Origin of the sequence: Acinetobacter sp. UBA1496 (assembly GCF_002324975.1) — a bacterium.
Taxonomy (GTDB): Bacteria; Pseudomonadota; Gammaproteobacteria; order Pseudomonadales; family Moraxellaceae; genus Acinetobacter; species Acinetobacter variabilis.
The window spans coordinates 1-14,283 of record NZ_DCRI01000108.1; the positions used below are offsets into that span (position 1 = coordinate 1).

The window sequence follows — 14,283 nt, forward strand, 5'->3', positions numbered from 1 at the left end:
TGCTGCTTGAATCCGCCAACCGTAATAAAAAAGCACCCTATTGGGTGCTTTTTTAATTTGTCATTCTTACTTTTTCGGAGCAGGTACAGAAGCCTCGGTAGTAATGTTCACTGTAATTTTATCGCCCACATTTGGAACATAGCCGCCTACCCCAAAGGCTGAACGGTTAAATGAAGTGGTTGCATTAAAACCAATCGTTTGTAATTTGGTCATTGGATGTACGCCTTGTTTATTTAAAACTGCATCCAGTACCACAGGTTTAGTGACATCTTTCACGGTTAAGTTACCGGTGATTTTGTATTTGTTTTTGCCTAAAGCCTGAACTTTAGTACTTTTAAAAGTGATATTCGGATATTTGGCAGCATCAAAAAATTCTGCTGTCTTAATATGGTCATCCAGCGCTTTCACATTCGTATTAATGCTTGCAACCGGGATATTCACATTGACCGAAGAATTCGCAGGTTTTTCATTATCAACATTAATCGTACCCTGTATATCACTGAAGTTTGCAGATGGTGTAGAGAAACCAAAGTGGCTCCAAGAAAAAACCGTTGCTGAATGAGTCGGGTCAATCGTATAAGCCACTGGTTTTGCCATAGAAAATGTTGCTACAGATGCGACCGCCAAGCCTAATGCTAATGTTTTTAAATTCATGTTTTTATCTCACGTTTTGGATGTTATTAAGTGTATAGAATCTGGAACCGTTTACAGCCTTAAAGATAAAACGTTTTGTTGCAGCAATGAAACGATAAAATTGTAAGTTATTTTTTTAATTTTTGAGCTTTAATCCATACGGTACTGAATAAATCCAGTTTTCTTGGCGACTTTGTTATACAACGCTTGCGCCTGATGATTTGATTCCTGAGTCAGCCAGTAAACCCGGTCGCAATTACGCTGCTGCGCTACCTGATAGACATGCTGAATCAACTTTCGCGCCACGCCCCGTCCGCGATAGTCCGGATAGGTAAATAGATCCTGCAAATAAGCATATGGTCTTACTGTCCAGCTACTGTTATGCTCGATGACATGCACAATCCCAACGACCTTTTCATCAATCAAGGCCGCAAAACCGTACATTGAATCTAATTCATAATTGGTTAATTTATCCCAGGTATTTTTACTTACCTCATCCGAAATTTGCGTTTGATAAAAGCGTTGATAGTCTTGCCATAAAGATAGCCATTCTGACTGTGAGATTTGATCTGGATCTAGGGCTGTATATTCATGTTTAACTGCTTCTTTGGCTTATTTCTTTAATTTAAGTCGTTTCGATAGTGGTCGCGGAATTTTTATAGCAACTTCAACTTAGCTTTATCTCATCTGGCGCTCATAAGCAACCTGTCAGATGGAAATCATCCGACATAAAAAAAGCCCCAATTAGGGACTTTTCACGCTTTATATTTAAAGTTTTTCAACCAGAATACGATCCACCTGTTTCAAACCAGAATGCTTTTCATGGTTCTTGCGACGTACTTTAATGATTTTTTCTTCAGCCATTTCCTGAAGTAATAGCTCAACCGCAACCATTGCTTCAAGGGGGAGATCCTGCCCGATCCATTTCTGCTCGCCTGCATCCATTAAAGTAATTTCATCACTAATTTGTTCATACAAGCTCATGTTTATCTCACTCTTTCATTTCAATTATGGGAGAACACTTTTTAGCGGTTGCCACATGAAAACAAGGCTAGAAAGCGAAAAAACAAAAGACGCCCCAAAACTGGGGCGCCCTTAAAAAACGACTTAATCAGTTGATTAAGCAGTAATCTCTTTTACAGCTGCTACAACAGCTTCAGTTGTAATACCGAAGTGTTTGAACAGGTCTTTAGCAGGTGCAGATTCACCGTAAGTGGTCATACCGATCACACGACCATCAAGACCTACAAATTTCCACCAGTAATCTACATGTGCAGCTTCAACCGCTACACGTGCACGAATCGCTGCAGGAAGAACTGATTCACGGTAAGCAGCATCTTGCTTCATGAATTCTTCAGCACATGGCATAGATACGACACGTACACCTTCAAGCTGTGCATAAGCTTCCATTGCAAGAGAAACTTCAGAACCAGTCGCAATGATAATCGCTTTCAATTCGCCTTTTTCTTCAGCCAGAACATAACCACCTTTCACTACATTCTCAATTTGTGCTTGAGTACGAGTCTGGAATGGCAGGTTTTGACGAGAGAAGATCAACGCTGTTGGACCTTCTGAACGCATTAAAGCAGATTTCCAGGAAATCGCTGCTTCAACGGTGTCACATGGACGCCATGTATTCAGGTTTGGTGTACCACGTAAAGATGCGATTTGTTCGATTGGCTGGTGTGTAGGACCATCTTCACCCAGACCGATTGAATCGTGAGTGTAGACATGAATCACACGTTGTTTCATCAGCGCAGACATACGTACTGCATTACGTGCATATTCCATAAACATCAGGAATGTTGCTACATAAGGAATGAAACCGCCATGCAATGCTACACCATTGGCAATCGCAGTCATACCAAATTCACGTACGCCGTAATGAACATAGTTACCTGCTGGATTGTCCTGTACACCTTGTGCACCTTTCCAAAGTGTCAGGTTAGAACCTGCAAGGTCAGCAGAACCACCTAGTACTTCTGGTAATGAAGGTACAAGTGCTTGTAACGTATTTTGGCTCGCTTTACGTGTTGCAATGGTTTCTTCTTTCGCATTTACTTCAGCGATGTAAGCATCTGCTTTTGCAACGAAGTCAGCTGGAAGATCACCAGAAAGACGACGTTTTAATTCAGCTGCTTCTGTTGGATATTTTGCTGCATAAGCGGCAAAAGTTTCGTTCCATGCTGCTTCAGCTTGTGAACCTTTTTCTTTGGCATCCCAAGCTGTGTATACATCCTCAGGAATGACAAATGCTTCGTCTGACCAGCCAAGCGCTTCACGAGTCAATACGATTTCGTCATTACCCAAAGGTGCACCGTGACAGTCTTCTTTACCCTGTTTGTTTGGTGAACCTAAACCGATCACTGTTTTACACATGATGATGGTTGGTTTGTTCGCTTCAGCTTTTGCTTCAACAGTCGCTTGACGGATTGCATCAGCATCATGACCGTCAACTTTGATCACTTGCCAGCCATAAGACTTGAAGCGTTGTTCTGTATCGTCAGAGAACCAGCCTTCAACTTCACCGTCAATTGAAATGCCGTTGTCGTCATAGTAAGCAATCAGCTTGCCTAGACCTAAAGTACCTGCCAAAGAACATGCTTCGTGAGAAACACCTTCCATCAAGCAGCCATCGCCCAGAAAGCAGTAAGTGTAGTGATCAACAACTTTGATATCGTCTTTGTTGAATTGCGCAGCTAAAGTTTTCTCAGCCAGTGCGAAACCAACAGCATTTGCGATACCTTGGCCTAAAGGACCAGTGGTTGTTTCAATACCCGGTGCATAGCCCAATTCTGGGTGACCTGGAGTTTTAGAATGAAGTTGACGGAATGCTTTAAGATCTTCAATTGAAAGATCATAGCCCGTTAAATGAAGAAGTGCGTATTGAAGCATAGAGCCATGGCCATTCGACAATACGAAACGGTCACGGTTAGCCCAATTCGGATTTGTTGGGTTATGGTTTAAGAATTCACGCCAAACCACATCAGCGATATCTGCCATCCCCATTGGAGCACCTGGATGTCCTGAGTTTGCTTTTTGCACAGCATCCATTGCCAATACACGAATTGCGTTTGCAATACGACGTTCATTAAGCGGGGTTGTCATAAATCAGCGTCCAAATAAATTCAGAAGAAATAGGAAATGATGAAAAGACTTTCAAAACTGCCGTCTATTGTCTTAAAAAAACAGCGAGGGGTAAAGACTAGCCTACAATATTTATCAATTTATTGATCTTGTATTTACCTATCGGATAAATATTCTGCACTTTTAAGGTGCATTGATTGATTAGAATCTAAGTTAGATTCTAATAAGATGATAAATCTGGGATTATTCTTAACTATTTTTTATAAATTAAACTTTCACAATATGTTGAATTCCTCTCCAAGATACATCCAGATAGGAGTCAAAACAGAAGATCCAGACTTAAATAAGTGATCTTTTCCAGTCCATAAAAATGCATATGTGAATATCTATTATCTGCCCAAGATCATCAGACATGAAAAGATAAAGGTTGAAGTTCAATCAGGCTAATCGATACCACGAAAATTATTGTCCTCGGCAATCTTTAGGTAAATAACGCTGACTGATATCGCTCGACGAACAACTGCCGCTATAGACATCAAAAGCGATGGATTTCCCACGGATTGCCGTATCTACCCTATCCTGCCGTAGCTTAAATTCAATCCGACAAGCGGCATTGATCACGACTTTTTCAATATATTGGGTTCCGCTGCCAATTTGACGGCCTGCATCACAATGGCCATCCGATGCAATAAATTGAGTTCGATAGCTACCTGCCTGCTTAAAAACCTCTGCTAGTTGGCTTCGCACTACATAACTGTGATAACTCATGCCTGCTACTGTCGCCAGAATGGCAATAATCGTGAGTACAATCATGACTTCAATCAAGGTAAACGCCTTTTGATACATGCTTTTTCATCTCCGTACAGTCTTTTAAACAAATCCATACCAAAAGATTTCGCCACTTCCTGACAGGCGGTTTCTGAAGACTTGAAGCTACTATGCAGAGTCGTACTATTTGCAGCAAGGCTGTCTGTCGTGTGGTCAATACACCCACCTTAATTTATTAATAGAATGATCACTTTCCTTGATATTTGAGGCATTTAATTTTTATATTTTTCTTAGTACTTAGTTATGCAAATTTGTTTAGAAATATCACTGCTTAATAAGCGTCTCTTATCAATTCACAGATTATTTATTAAGTTTATTAAATGAATCCACCCTGCTGTTTAATTAGGCATATCAGTTTTTTTAATTCCAATAATCAAATAAAAGCACAATAATTTGAAACAATTTCGTGCAATTTTGTCGAGTTGCGCTAGTCCTAGAGCACAAGTCGATGTAACATATCGGGTCTTTAAATTTAACTGTGATAGGACTATGCGCGAGTACGCTGTATTTACTTCGGAATCTGTAAGCGAAGGCCATCCAGATAAAATGGCTGACCAAATCAGTGATGCTATCTTGGATGCAATCTTAAAAGAAGACCCATATGCACGGGTTGCTTGTGAAACGCTTGTAAAAACAGGTGCGGTTGTACTTGCCGGTGAAATCACAACAACTGCGAACATCGATTTTGAAGCGGTTGTCCGCCATACCGTTAACAGTATTGGTTATCATCATTCTGACCTTGGCTTTGATGGTTCGACTTGTGCGATCATCAACATGATCGGTAAACAGTCTCCTGAAATTGCTCAGGGTGTAGACCGTCAGAAACCGGAAGATCAAGGTGCCGGCGACCAAGGCTTGATGTTTGGTTATGCCAGCCGTGAAACTGATGTACTTATGCCTGCGCCAATTTCTTATGCGCACCGCTTAATGGAAAAACAGGCTGAATTACGCCGTAACGGTACATTGCCTTGGTTACGTCCAGACGCAAAAAGCCAGGTGACTTTCGCTTATGAAAATGGCGTACCTGTTCGTCTAGATGCTGTTGTGCTTTCGACTCAACACGATCCTGAAATTTCACAAGCTCATTTAAAAGAAGCTGTGATTGAAGAAATCGTGAAAAAAATCATTCCTGCCGACATGTTCCATGCAGATACCAAATTCCACATCAACCCGACCGGGATGTTTGTGATCGGTGGTCCTGTAGGTGACTGTGGTCTGACTGGCCGTAAAATCATTGTAGACACTTACGGTGGTATGGCACGTCACGGTGGCGGCGCATTCTCTGGTAAAGATCCATCGAAAGTTGACCGTTCTGCTGCTTATGCAGGCCGTTATGTTGCGAAAAACATTGTCGCTGCGGGTCTTGCAGACAAATGTGAAATTCAGGTGTCTTATGCGATTGGTGTAGCCGAGCCTACTTCAATTTCAATCAATACCTTCAATACAGGCAAAGTGTCTGATGAATTGATCGTTCAATTGGTACGTGAGCACTTTGACCTGCGTCCATACGGTATTACCCGTATGTTGAACATGATCCAACCGATGTATAAACAGACTGCTGCTTATGGTCACTTTGGTCGTGAAGGTTCAGATACTGCGTTTACTTGGGAAAAAACTGACAAAGTCGAAGCACTTAAAGCATCTGCTGGTCTATAAGTTTTCAGGTTTTAAAAGCTCGCTTTATGCGGGCTTTTTTATGGCTTCTAATTTTAGCCTGACAAAAATTGAGCCGGAAATAGTTGTGTTTTGTTACATCTAAAACTACATCTTAAAGCAGATAAACTCACTTTTTATAAGCGGTGAGAAGCAATCCACACAAGGTTTGTAAGAAAATACATTCAAATAATCAGACGATTGATATTTAGCAGAAATTGTATAAGTCTTTATAAAAATTACATTTAGCGAACAAATTCTGATCTAATTATTAGCATAAATTCAAATAAATACTCGCTAGACTGTTTTCGACCTTACAACTACAAAGGATATGACACGATGAATAAATTACTTGTTGCTTTGGGTTTAGCTGCAACCGTTGCTTTAGTGGGTTGTAATAAGAAAGAAAATCCTGAAACAGGTGCGACAACTGGCGAACATTTAGAAAATGCTGCTGATCAAGCAGGCCATGATATAGAAGATGCCACTCATGAGGCTTCTCAAGAAACTGATCAAGCCATGGATAATGCGGCTGCAAATGCTTCCCGTGCCGCTGATGAAGCCGCCGCTGCGACTTCTCGAGCAGCCGATGCCACTGCTGAAGCCGCTAAAAACGCGACTGCTGCAACTGCCGGTGCTATTGAAGAAGGTGCAGGCAAAGTACGTGAGAAAGCTGAAAATTAATTTTTAAAGCTTTCGATCTTTAAAAGCCTGCTTTGCAGGCTTTTAAACTTTTTATACGTTTCACTATTAGGCAGGTGATTGTTCTAATTAAGCTGATATCTTTTGAAATAATCACGACCTTATATCATTTAAAGTCATAATTATTATCAGTTATCAGGATGTTTAATTGACTCTTAGTAGCCTTAGATCAGCCCATTTTAGTGAGAAATTGCGTAATATACGCGACTTTATTTTTAAAGCTTGATCTCCCATGTCTGTTATTGCTGCGTCTTCCCAGCGATCGAATCTCTCGGTCTGTGTGGCTTTTATTTTACTTGTATTAGGAACTGTCGGTGCTTATCACATCGTAGGTCTAAACCAGGCTCTATTATTTCTGGTGGGTGGTGCACTGGGCATGACCTTGTATCACGCCTCGTTTGGTTTTACCTCCAGCTGGCGCATCTTTATTAAAGAACGTCGTGGTCGTGGCTTACGTGCCCAAATGATCATGCTGAGTCTTGCTGTATTGCTATTTTTCCCTGCTTTAGGCGCAGGTGAACTGTTCGGTAATCCAGTTCAAGGCTTTGTCAGTCCGGTTTCACTGTCTGTGGTGATCGGGGCATTTCTTTTCGGGATTGGCATGCAGCTCGGTGGCGGCTGTGCATCAGGTACACTCTATACTGTGGGTGGTGGCAGTGCCCGTATGCTGGTCACCCTGTTCTTTTTCTGTGCCGGCTCACTGATTGCGACTTCGCATATTGACTGGTGGTTTAACCTACCTCATTTCGCACCTATCTCCATTGTAGAAAGTTTTGGTGTCATTCCTGCACTTGTTTTGAGCTTTGTTATTTTTGCTGTTATTGCTACTGCAACTATCTTTTTTGAAAAGAAACGTCATGGCAATTTAGAAGTTGAACCTCAAAGCCAGCATCAGGGCTGGAAACGTTTTTTACGTGGTCCGTGGCCATTAATCTGGGGCGGAATCATTTTAACCCTGCTTAACTTTGCTACTTTGGCGCTGGCTGGTCGTCCATGGGGGGTTACTTCTGCCCTTGCTGTCTGGGCCGCGAAATCTGCAAGTTTTGTTGGAATTGATGTAGCCTCTTGGGCGTATTGGCAGCAACCAGCAAATGCCAAGGCCTTATCTGAATCGCTCTGGTTCGATATTACGTCCATGATGAACTTTGGCATCATGCTTGGTGCATTATTGGCTGCCAGTCTGGCAGGTAAATTTGCTCCGAACTTCAATATTCCAAAACGTTCATTGGTTGCTGCGGTTATTGGCGGCTTGATGCTCGGCTATGGCGCTCGTTTGGCTTATGGCTGTAATATTGGTGCCTATTTTAGTGGTATTGCTTCAGGCAGCGTACATGGCTGGTTATGGTTGGTCTTTGCATTCCTTGGAAATGGTCTGGGTGTAAAACTTCGTCCAATTTTCTTCCCCGGTGAGAAACCTCAACCAGAAAAATTAACTGGTTGCTAAATAAAAAGCCCATCTTTGTGATGGGCTTTTTTATAGCTTCATACTTATAACGCAGCTTTTAAGTTACAGCCATAATTCATGGTCTGTTGAACCTGGCGATAAGTGGTATAACGATCCAGAATAAAAGTATAGAACTGATCGCTAGATGCAAAATTGGATTTCAGGTCTTCATTCTCGGCTTTAGGTAACTGGATCTGATCGACCAGATTCAGATTATAATGCCCCAAGCGATACATCTCGGCAAAATAGCCATTCATCATGTCACAATAGGCCACTTTACTGGATTTTAGAGCAGTCCGGCTGACAGGATGCTGATTCAAGGTTTGCAGATTATTTACATCCAGAGGCAGCTGATGAGAAAAGGCAATGCTTTCTACTTTTTTAAATTGCTGAAAGTCCTGTGCCAACTTACTGTTTAGATCATCAAAACGTTGCTGTAATTCCTGTGCACTTTTAACCTGATATTTACCCGGATCTACTGCTATTTTCTGTTGCTCTGCTGAACATGCAGCCAATCCAGTTACCATAGCTAATGATGCCAGCCATACCTTCATATCTATACACTCGATCTAAATATTAGCTGCCATTATGCCTTAAACTTGGGCGAAGATTTTATTTAAAGTACTTTCTCATTCATATAACGCCAGTAGCGCTTAGGTACATACTGGATATGCAGTTTCATATTTTGTCGTGCCTGAATATTCACGCTTTTAAAATAATCTTTCCAAAGCTGATCATAGAGTACTTCTTCATCATCCAGTTCAATGCTAAAAGACTGACTATGTCCAATCCGGATTTGTGGATCAACTATTTCTGCATTCATTTCTATCTGATGTACATCATCTAAATCGTAATAGATACCGTACTGGCGCTGCTCATCATAAATTAACCAACGCTGATCTTGGTAACGTTCCTTAAAATGCCGGGAAATAATCGGCAGTACATTAAAATCCGGTTTGACCAGACTGAGGAACAATCCATCTTTGGCTTTTTTGAAGCGGACAAAAGCTTCCATACGATGCTTTTCACGCCCGACCTGTTTGCACCATTGTGACATTCCGATGACTGCATGATGGCCATAATCTTTATCAACCGGCCGTTGGTTTTTAAATACATAAACTGCAAAATCGAACAGGTTCTGAAATGCCTGTTCTTTTTCAGAAAGAAAAGCATAATAAAAGGCCTTTAAACTGCTAGATGATACTTTCTGTTTTAAGCCTTGCCAGACACGTTGCCCATGACTTTCATTCGAGGCCACATGAATAAAATCATCGAATAAGCCATTTTGTGCCTGCGGATTGGCAGTCACCTTGACATCAAATTCTTTAAATTCAAAAGCCCGAAAGATACAACTTAATAAACCGGTCATGGTGCCATCAAAACAGTAGTGTGCCATCAGAAACCGAATCCCAGTTGAGGTGACAATTGTTGCTGATATTTGGATTGACCAGCTTGTAAAATCTGCTGGCGAATCTGCTGGGATTGCTGCTCCTTTTTAAATTTTGGTGTATCTGCACAGCGGATAAAATGCTGTGCCCGGTTATACGCCACGCCCATCCTTTTCAGTTGGTCAATATGAATCTGACCAAAACGGCGTGCCTGTACAATCTTTTTGGCAGAACGTACTCCAATGCCCGGCACGCGTAAAATCATTTTGTAGTCGGCCCGGTTAATATCAACCGGGAAGGCCTCAGGATGACGTAAAGCCCAGCTCAGCTTTGGATCAATATCCAGATCCAGATTTGGATGCTGGTCATCTACAATTTCATCTGCTGAAAATCCATAAAAACGCATCAGCCAGTCAGACTGATATAGACGATTTTCTCTTAATAAGGGTGGTGCTGAGCCAATTGCCGGTAAGGCTTTTTCTTCGGGATTAATCGGAATATAGCCAGAAAAATACACACGTTTCAGCTTAAACTCCTTGTAGTGCCGATCAGCCATCAAAATAATATCTTTGTCCGTCTCACTATGCGCACCAACCACCATTTGCGTGGTCTGCCCTGCAGGAACAAATTTAGGAACGGATTTGATGATCTTACGTTCATCTTTCAACTGGATTAAACGGTCCCGCACAATTCCCAGATCTTTTTGTACTTCAGTATGGGTTTTCTCTGGGGCAAACTTTTGTAAGCCTGCTTCGGTCGGCATTTCCAGATTGATACTCATCCGGTCGACATATAAACCTGCTTCAGTAATAATCTCCTGTGATGCTCCAGGAATGGTTTTGAGATGAATATAACCATTAAAATTTTCTTCAAGACGCAACTTTTTCACCACCTGCAACATCCGCTCCATGGTGTAATCTGCTGATTTAAAGATTCCCGAACTGAGAAACAGCCCTTCAATATAATTACGGCGATAAAAATTCATGGTCAGATCGACCACTTCCTGCACGGTAAATGCAGCACGTTTTACGTCATTGGAACGACGGGAGACACAATAGGCACAGTCAAAAATGCAGACATTGGAAAACAGTATTTTCAGTAATGAGACACAGCGGCCATCTTCAGTATAACTATGACAGATCCCATTTCCGGTATTGCCCAAGCCTTTGTCTTTATTTTTGCGGTTGCTGCCACTCGATGAACAGGACACATCATATTTGGCGGCATCAGCTAAAATTTGTAGTTTTTCTCGGATACGATCAGACATGATTTCAGCAAGTTGTTGGCTAAAAACCTATTATAAATTTTCCCTGTTCTGAACTATAGCTTTGCTGTCTTTGTGACGACATCTCATGTCGTAAGAAATGTAATTGAACCGTTATCCATACAGCATTATTTCAAAATAAAATAACCAATATGATTTGCTTAATTCTGCGGCTATAGGCAAAGTAGGTAGAGTAACAGGGAGCAAATCTATGTCTTTATTAGAAAAACTTGGAATAAAACATCCTATTTTTTTGGCCCCTATGGCAGGCGTTTCGACACCTGAACTGGCAGCGGAAGTTTCAAATCAAGGTGGTCTGGGTTCGCTCGGCTTGGGAGCCAGCAGCGTAGAATCTGCGCGCCAGCAGATTTTAATAACTCAGGAACTTACAGACTGCCCATTTCAGGTTAACTTTTTCTGTCATGACAGCCAGCCTCTTGATGAAAACGTAGCTCAAGCCTGGATTGACCAGTTTAAAGATAAATTTGCTGAATACGGAATTAATCCACCCACTCAATTACACTGTATTTACCCAAGTTTTAAAGACAATGATGATTTCTTGAATCTGGTTCTGGAAACCAGACCATGTGCGGTCAGCTTTCATTTTGGCATTCCTCTTCCGCATCAGGTTCAGGCTCTAAAAGATGCCGGTATTCTGACGATGGTATCTGCCACCAATTTTGCTGAGGCCAAAGCCATTCAAGAGGCAGGGATTGATATCATCATTGCTCAAGGCATTGAGGCTGGAGGTCACCGAGGTATCTTTAGCACCAAGTTTGATGCCTCAGTCAAAACCTCTAATCTGGTCAAGTTAATAAAACAGCATTTTTCATTGCCAGTGGTTGCTGCAGGCGGAATCATGAATGGTAAACAAGCACGTCAGATGATGGACTTCGGCGCTGAAGCAGTACAATTAGGCACGGCATTTGTTCAGTGTAAATCTTCCAATGCCAATGACGCCTATCGTAAAGCGCTACTGTCCAAGCCGCTGACTCAAGTTAGTGCCAGCATTTCCGGCCGTCCAGCGCGTGGCATCATTAATCACTGGCATATAGACATCGACACTCCTGATCGTCTGGATGTACCTGCCTATCCATATACTTATGATCTGGCCAAGCAGTTACATGCAGCAGCGTCCAAACATGGTGATCAGGGTTATGGCGCGTTTTGGGCTGGTTCAAATGTGGCGCAAATTCGTGAGATGGAAGCCTCTGATTTAATTAATCAGTTAGTGCTGGAAATGAAACAAAAATAAAGCAAAATTTAATTTTAGAACATAAAAAAACCTCTCCAAAGAGAGGTTTTTTATATGGATTCTTTTAACGCGTCATACGATGCCAAGCATCTTTGATCGCAAATTTTGCTTCTTCCCAATTCAAACGAGATTCACCTTTCACCTGTTCCCATTTAGTTCGTAGTTCAGGTTCGGCATGTTCAAAGTCAGTCTGACGGTCATATAGCGGACGGTTTTCATAACCAACCCGATAAGCACTACGATAGTCACGATCATAGTCTAGATCGCTGTAGGTAATACGTGATTCAGTATAGTACGGACGGTTAGTATGCTCAGTTCTCCAGTAATCATCTTCCTGCTTAATCGTGTCCGGATGCTGATAATTATCTGCCTCTGGATGATTTTCTGGATGCTCGTAGTTATCCGTCTGTTTCGAATGATCAGGTGAAGCAATATCATTTCCTGCAATGCCGCCTACAACACCGCCAATGATACCGCCTACTACTGCACCTGGAGGACCACCTACCAGACCGGCAGTCGCTCCAACTGCTGCCCCGCCTAAAGTACCTGCACTGGTAGCAAGTACATTATCCTCGCCTTCATTCATATCTGGCACACGAGGATTATCTTTTTGAGGTGAATTCAAATCTGGTCGAGCACTGGCATCTGTTGCATCTTGATTTAATGCGTCACTACGTTCCTCTGGTAATTCAGTCGAGGTTTTATTGCCAAAGTCTGTAACTGGACGATTGGTATTTGTCATTATAGATCTCCCTTGATCATGAGAATGAACAAGATTGAATAAACATCTTGCCATGCTAGAAATTCAGTTTAGAGCAATTTCACGTAAACAATGTCCATATCCTGTCCAGTTTCAGTGAACTTAATATGCGGCTATGTTCACTACAGTCTTTAATGTAACGGAAGCATATAAAATTTTAGCTATAAGATAAAAAAGGTACTGTATTTACTACAGTACCTTTTAGAAGAACTAGGAAATCTCTCTTTTTATTTAGTTTCTAACAGATTCACCTGATCTACTTGTACATCGCTCATGATATGGCCTTGTTCTAGTAGTCCATTAAAATAGTTTTCCACCACTTTATATTGATCGGCAGTGTTTTCTACCTGATACATATTTTGACGGAATTCATTACTGGAACGTAAACCTTTGGTATACCAGGCAATATGCTTACGCGAAATACGGCAACCTGAGTATTCACCATAAAATTCATAAAGCTCAGATAGATGTCCTAATAACACATTTTTCACTTCAGCAATACTTGGTGCAGCAAGATGCTCTCCAGTTTCTAAATAATGTGCAATTTCACGAAAAATCCACGGACGTCCTTGTGCAGCACGGCCAATCATGATGGCATCTGCACCTGTATAGTCCAGTACATATTTGGCTTTCTCAGAGCTATCAATATCTCCGTTCGCAATCACGGGAATATTCAGCATCTCTTTAACTTCCTTGATTAAGGAGTAACGTGCCGTATTGAGGTACATGTCTTCACGAGTACGACCATGTAATGCTAATGCTGCAATCCCCGCGTCTTCAGCACGTTTTGCAACTCGCAGAATATTTTCGTGTCCATTCAGATAACCTAAACGGGTCTTTAAAGTCACAGGAACATCAACTGCAGCGACGACTGCATCTAAAATACGTGCAACCAGATCTTCATCCTTTAACAAGGCAGAACCAGCCAACTTATTACAGACTTTTTTGGCTGGACAACCCATATTGATATCAACAATTTGTGCTCCATTTGCAACCTGATAACGTGCTGCCTCAGCTAAGTCATGCGGATCAGAACCAGCAATCTGCGCTGAGATTGGTGCCAGCTCACCATCAAAATTTGCCCGATATAAGCTCTTTTTGCTCATGCGCAAGGTCTTGTCAGAAGTCATCATTTCACTGACTGCATGACCCGCACCGAAGTACTTACATAAGGTTCTAAATGGACGATCGGTGACACCTGCCATGGGAGCGACAATCAAATTATTTGACAGTTGATAGGGACCAATATACATATAAATTCATCACTTT

Annotated in this window: 14 protein-coding genes; 4 read left to right on the forward strand and 10 right to left on the reverse strand. The window is 41.7% G+C overall.

Annotated features, from left to right (window positions below):
- Window positions 1–66: 66 nt before the first annotated feature.
- The 5 genes from B3143_RS13820 to B3143_RS13840 all read right to left on the reverse strand — a co-directional run bounded on the left by B3143_RS13820 (window position 67) and on the right by B3143_RS13840 (window position 4,566).
- Entirely contained in the window at window positions 67–654 is a 588-nt protein-coding gene (locus tag B3143_RS13820; protein WP_005235180.1) for a YceI family protein, read from the reverse strand.
- A 129-nt stretch (window positions 655–783) separates the two neighbouring features.
- Window positions 784–1,197: a GNAT family N-acetyltransferase gene (locus B3143_RS13825; protein ID WP_214002317.1), complete on the reverse strand. Its 414-nt coding sequence runs from the start codon at window positions 1,195–1,197 to the stop codon at window positions 784–786.
- Window positions 1,198–1,401: 204 nt separating this feature from the next.
- Window positions 1,402–1,617 carry a hypothetical protein gene (locus tag B3143_RS13830; protein WP_004786275.1) on the reverse strand — a complete coding sequence of 72 codons (216 nt, stop codon included), beginning with the start codon at window positions 1,615–1,617 and terminating at the stop codon, window positions 1,402–1,404.
- Window positions 1,618–1,752: 135 nt separating this feature from the next.
- Window positions 1,753–3,741 carry a transketolase gene (gene tkt, locus B3143_RS13835; RefSeq protein ID WP_214001342.1) on the reverse strand — a complete coding sequence of 663 codons (1,989 nt, stop codon included), beginning with the start codon at window positions 3,739–3,741 and terminating at the stop codon, window positions 1,753–1,755.
- Window positions 3,742–4,182: 441 nt separating this feature from the next.
- Window positions 4,183–4,566 carry a pilin gene (locus B3143_RS13840; RefSeq protein ID WP_214001343.1) on the reverse strand — a complete coding sequence of 128 codons (384 nt, stop codon included), beginning with the start codon at window positions 4,564–4,566 and terminating at the stop codon, window positions 4,183–4,185.
- Window positions 4,567–5,037: 471 nt separating this feature from the next.
- Here B3143_RS13840 and metK point away from each other — a divergent pair, with 471 nt between their 5' ends.
- The 3 genes from metK to B3143_RS13855 all read left to right on the forward strand — a co-directional run bounded on the left by metK (window position 5,038) and on the right by B3143_RS13855 (window position 8,347).
- Window positions 5,038–6,204, forward strand: a complete 1,167-nt coding sequence (gene metK / locus B3143_RS13845; RefSeq protein WP_214001344.1) for a methionine adenosyltransferase — start codon at window positions 5,038–5,040, stop codon at window positions 6,202–6,204.
- A gap of 336 nt (window positions 6,205–6,540) precedes the next feature.
- A complete protein-coding gene (locus B3143_RS13850; RefSeq protein ID WP_175967370.1) occupies window positions 6,541–6,885 on the forward strand; it encodes a hypothetical protein in 345 nt (114 codons plus the stop codon).
- Between the two features lie 250 nt (window positions 6,886–7,135).
- Window positions 7,136–8,347, forward strand: coding sequence for a YeeE/YedE family protein (locus B3143_RS13855; protein ID WP_214001345.1), 1,212 nt, complete (start codon window positions 7,136–7,138; stop codon window positions 8,345–8,347).
- Between the two features lie 44 nt (window positions 8,348–8,391).
- Here the strand turns inward: B3143_RS13855 and B3143_RS13860 are convergent, their stop codons facing one another.
- The 3 genes from B3143_RS13860 to B3143_RS13870 all read right to left on the reverse strand — a co-directional run bounded on the left by B3143_RS13860 (window position 8,392) and on the right by B3143_RS13870 (window position 11,002).
- A complete protein-coding gene (locus tag B3143_RS13860; RefSeq protein ID WP_214001346.1) occupies window positions 8,392–8,901 on the reverse strand; it encodes a hypothetical protein in 510 nt (169 codons plus the stop codon).
- Between the two features lie 62 nt (window positions 8,902–8,963).
- A complete protein-coding gene (locus B3143_RS13865; RefSeq protein WP_214001347.1) occupies window positions 8,964–9,743 on the reverse strand; it encodes a TIGR03915 family putative DNA repair protein in 780 nt (259 codons plus the stop codon).
- Window positions 9,743–11,002, reverse strand: coding sequence for a putative DNA modification/repair radical SAM protein (locus tag B3143_RS13870; RefSeq protein WP_175967365.1), 1,260 nt, complete (start codon window positions 11,000–11,002; stop codon window positions 9,743–9,745). Before B3143_RS13870 ends, B3143_RS13865 begins: the two co-directional genes overlap by 1 nt.
- A 208-nt stretch (window positions 11,003–11,210) precedes the next feature.
- Between B3143_RS13870 and B3143_RS13875 the strand changes: the two genes are divergently transcribed.
- The gene (locus tag B3143_RS13875) at window positions 11,211–12,254 is read left to right on the forward strand and encodes an NAD(P)H-dependent flavin oxidoreductase (RefSeq protein ID WP_214001348.1); all 1,044 of its coding nucleotides are present in this window, start codon (window positions 11,211–11,213) and stop codon (window positions 12,252–12,254) included.
- Between the two features lie 64 nt (window positions 12,255–12,318).
- Here B3143_RS13875 and B3143_RS13880 read toward each other — a convergent pair whose 3' ends face one another.
- On the reverse strand, window positions 12,319–12,996 hold the full coding sequence (locus B3143_RS13880; RefSeq protein WP_214001349.1) for a hypothetical protein: 678 nt from the start codon (window positions 12,994–12,996) through the stop codon (window positions 12,319–12,321).
- A 245-nt stretch (window positions 12,997–13,241) separates the two neighbouring features.
- Window positions 13,242–14,267, reverse strand: coding sequence for a tRNA dihydrouridine synthase DusB (gene dusB / locus B3143_RS13885; protein ID WP_214001350.1), 1,026 nt, complete (start codon window positions 14,265–14,267; stop codon window positions 13,242–13,244).
- Between the last annotated feature and the right edge of the window lie 16 nt (window positions 14,268–14,283).

Bases quoted from the DNA above. Each gene is read 5' to 3' on its own strand.
- B3143_RS13855 (WP_214001345.1), top strand. From the start codon at position 7,136: ATGTCTGTTATTGCTGCGTCTTCCCAGCGATCGAATCTCTCGGTCTGT.
- tkt (WP_214001342.1), bottom strand. From the start codon at position 3,741: ATGACAACCCCGCTTAATGAACGTCGTATTGCAAACGCAATTCGTGTA.
- B3143_RS13875 (WP_214001348.1), top strand. From the start codon at position 11,211: ATGTCTTTATTAGAAAAACTTGGAATAAAACATCCTATTTTTTTGGCC.
- B3143_RS13840 (WP_214001343.1), bottom strand. From the start codon at position 4,566: ATGTATCAAAAGGCGTTTACCTTGATTGAAGTCATGATTGTACTCACG.
- B3143_RS13860 (WP_214001346.1), bottom strand. From the start codon at position 8,901: ATGAAGGTATGGCTGGCATCATTAGCTATGGTAACTGGATTGGCTGCA.
- metK (WP_214001344.1), top strand. From the start codon at position 5,038: ATGCGCGAGTACGCTGTATTTACTTCGGAATCTGTAAGCGAAGGCCAT.
- B3143_RS13820 (WP_005235180.1), bottom strand. From the start codon at position 654: ATGAATTTAAAAACATTAGCATTAGGCTTGGCGGTCGCATCTGTAGCA.
- B3143_RS13830 (WP_004786275.1), bottom strand. From the start codon at position 1,617: ATGAGCTTGTATGAACAAATTAGTGATGAAATTACTTTAATGGATGCA.
- dusB (WP_214001350.1), bottom strand. From the start codon at position 14,267: ATGTATATTGGTCCCTATCAACTGTCAAATAATTTGATTGTCGCTCCC.
- B3143_RS13865 (WP_214001347.1), bottom strand. From the start codon at position 9,743: ATGGCACACTACTGTTTTGATGGCACCATGACCGGTTTATTAAGTTGT.
- B3143_RS13850 (WP_175967370.1), top strand. From the start codon at position 6,541: ATGAATAAATTACTTGTTGCTTTGGGTTTAGCTGCAACCGTTGCTTTA.
- B3143_RS13880 (WP_214001349.1), bottom strand. From the start codon at position 12,996: ATGACAAATACCAATCGTCCAGTTACAGACTTTGGCAATAAAACCTCG.
- B3143_RS13870 (WP_175967365.1), bottom strand. From the start codon at position 11,002: ATGTCTGATCGTATCCGAGAAAAACTACAAATTTTAGCTGATGCCGCC.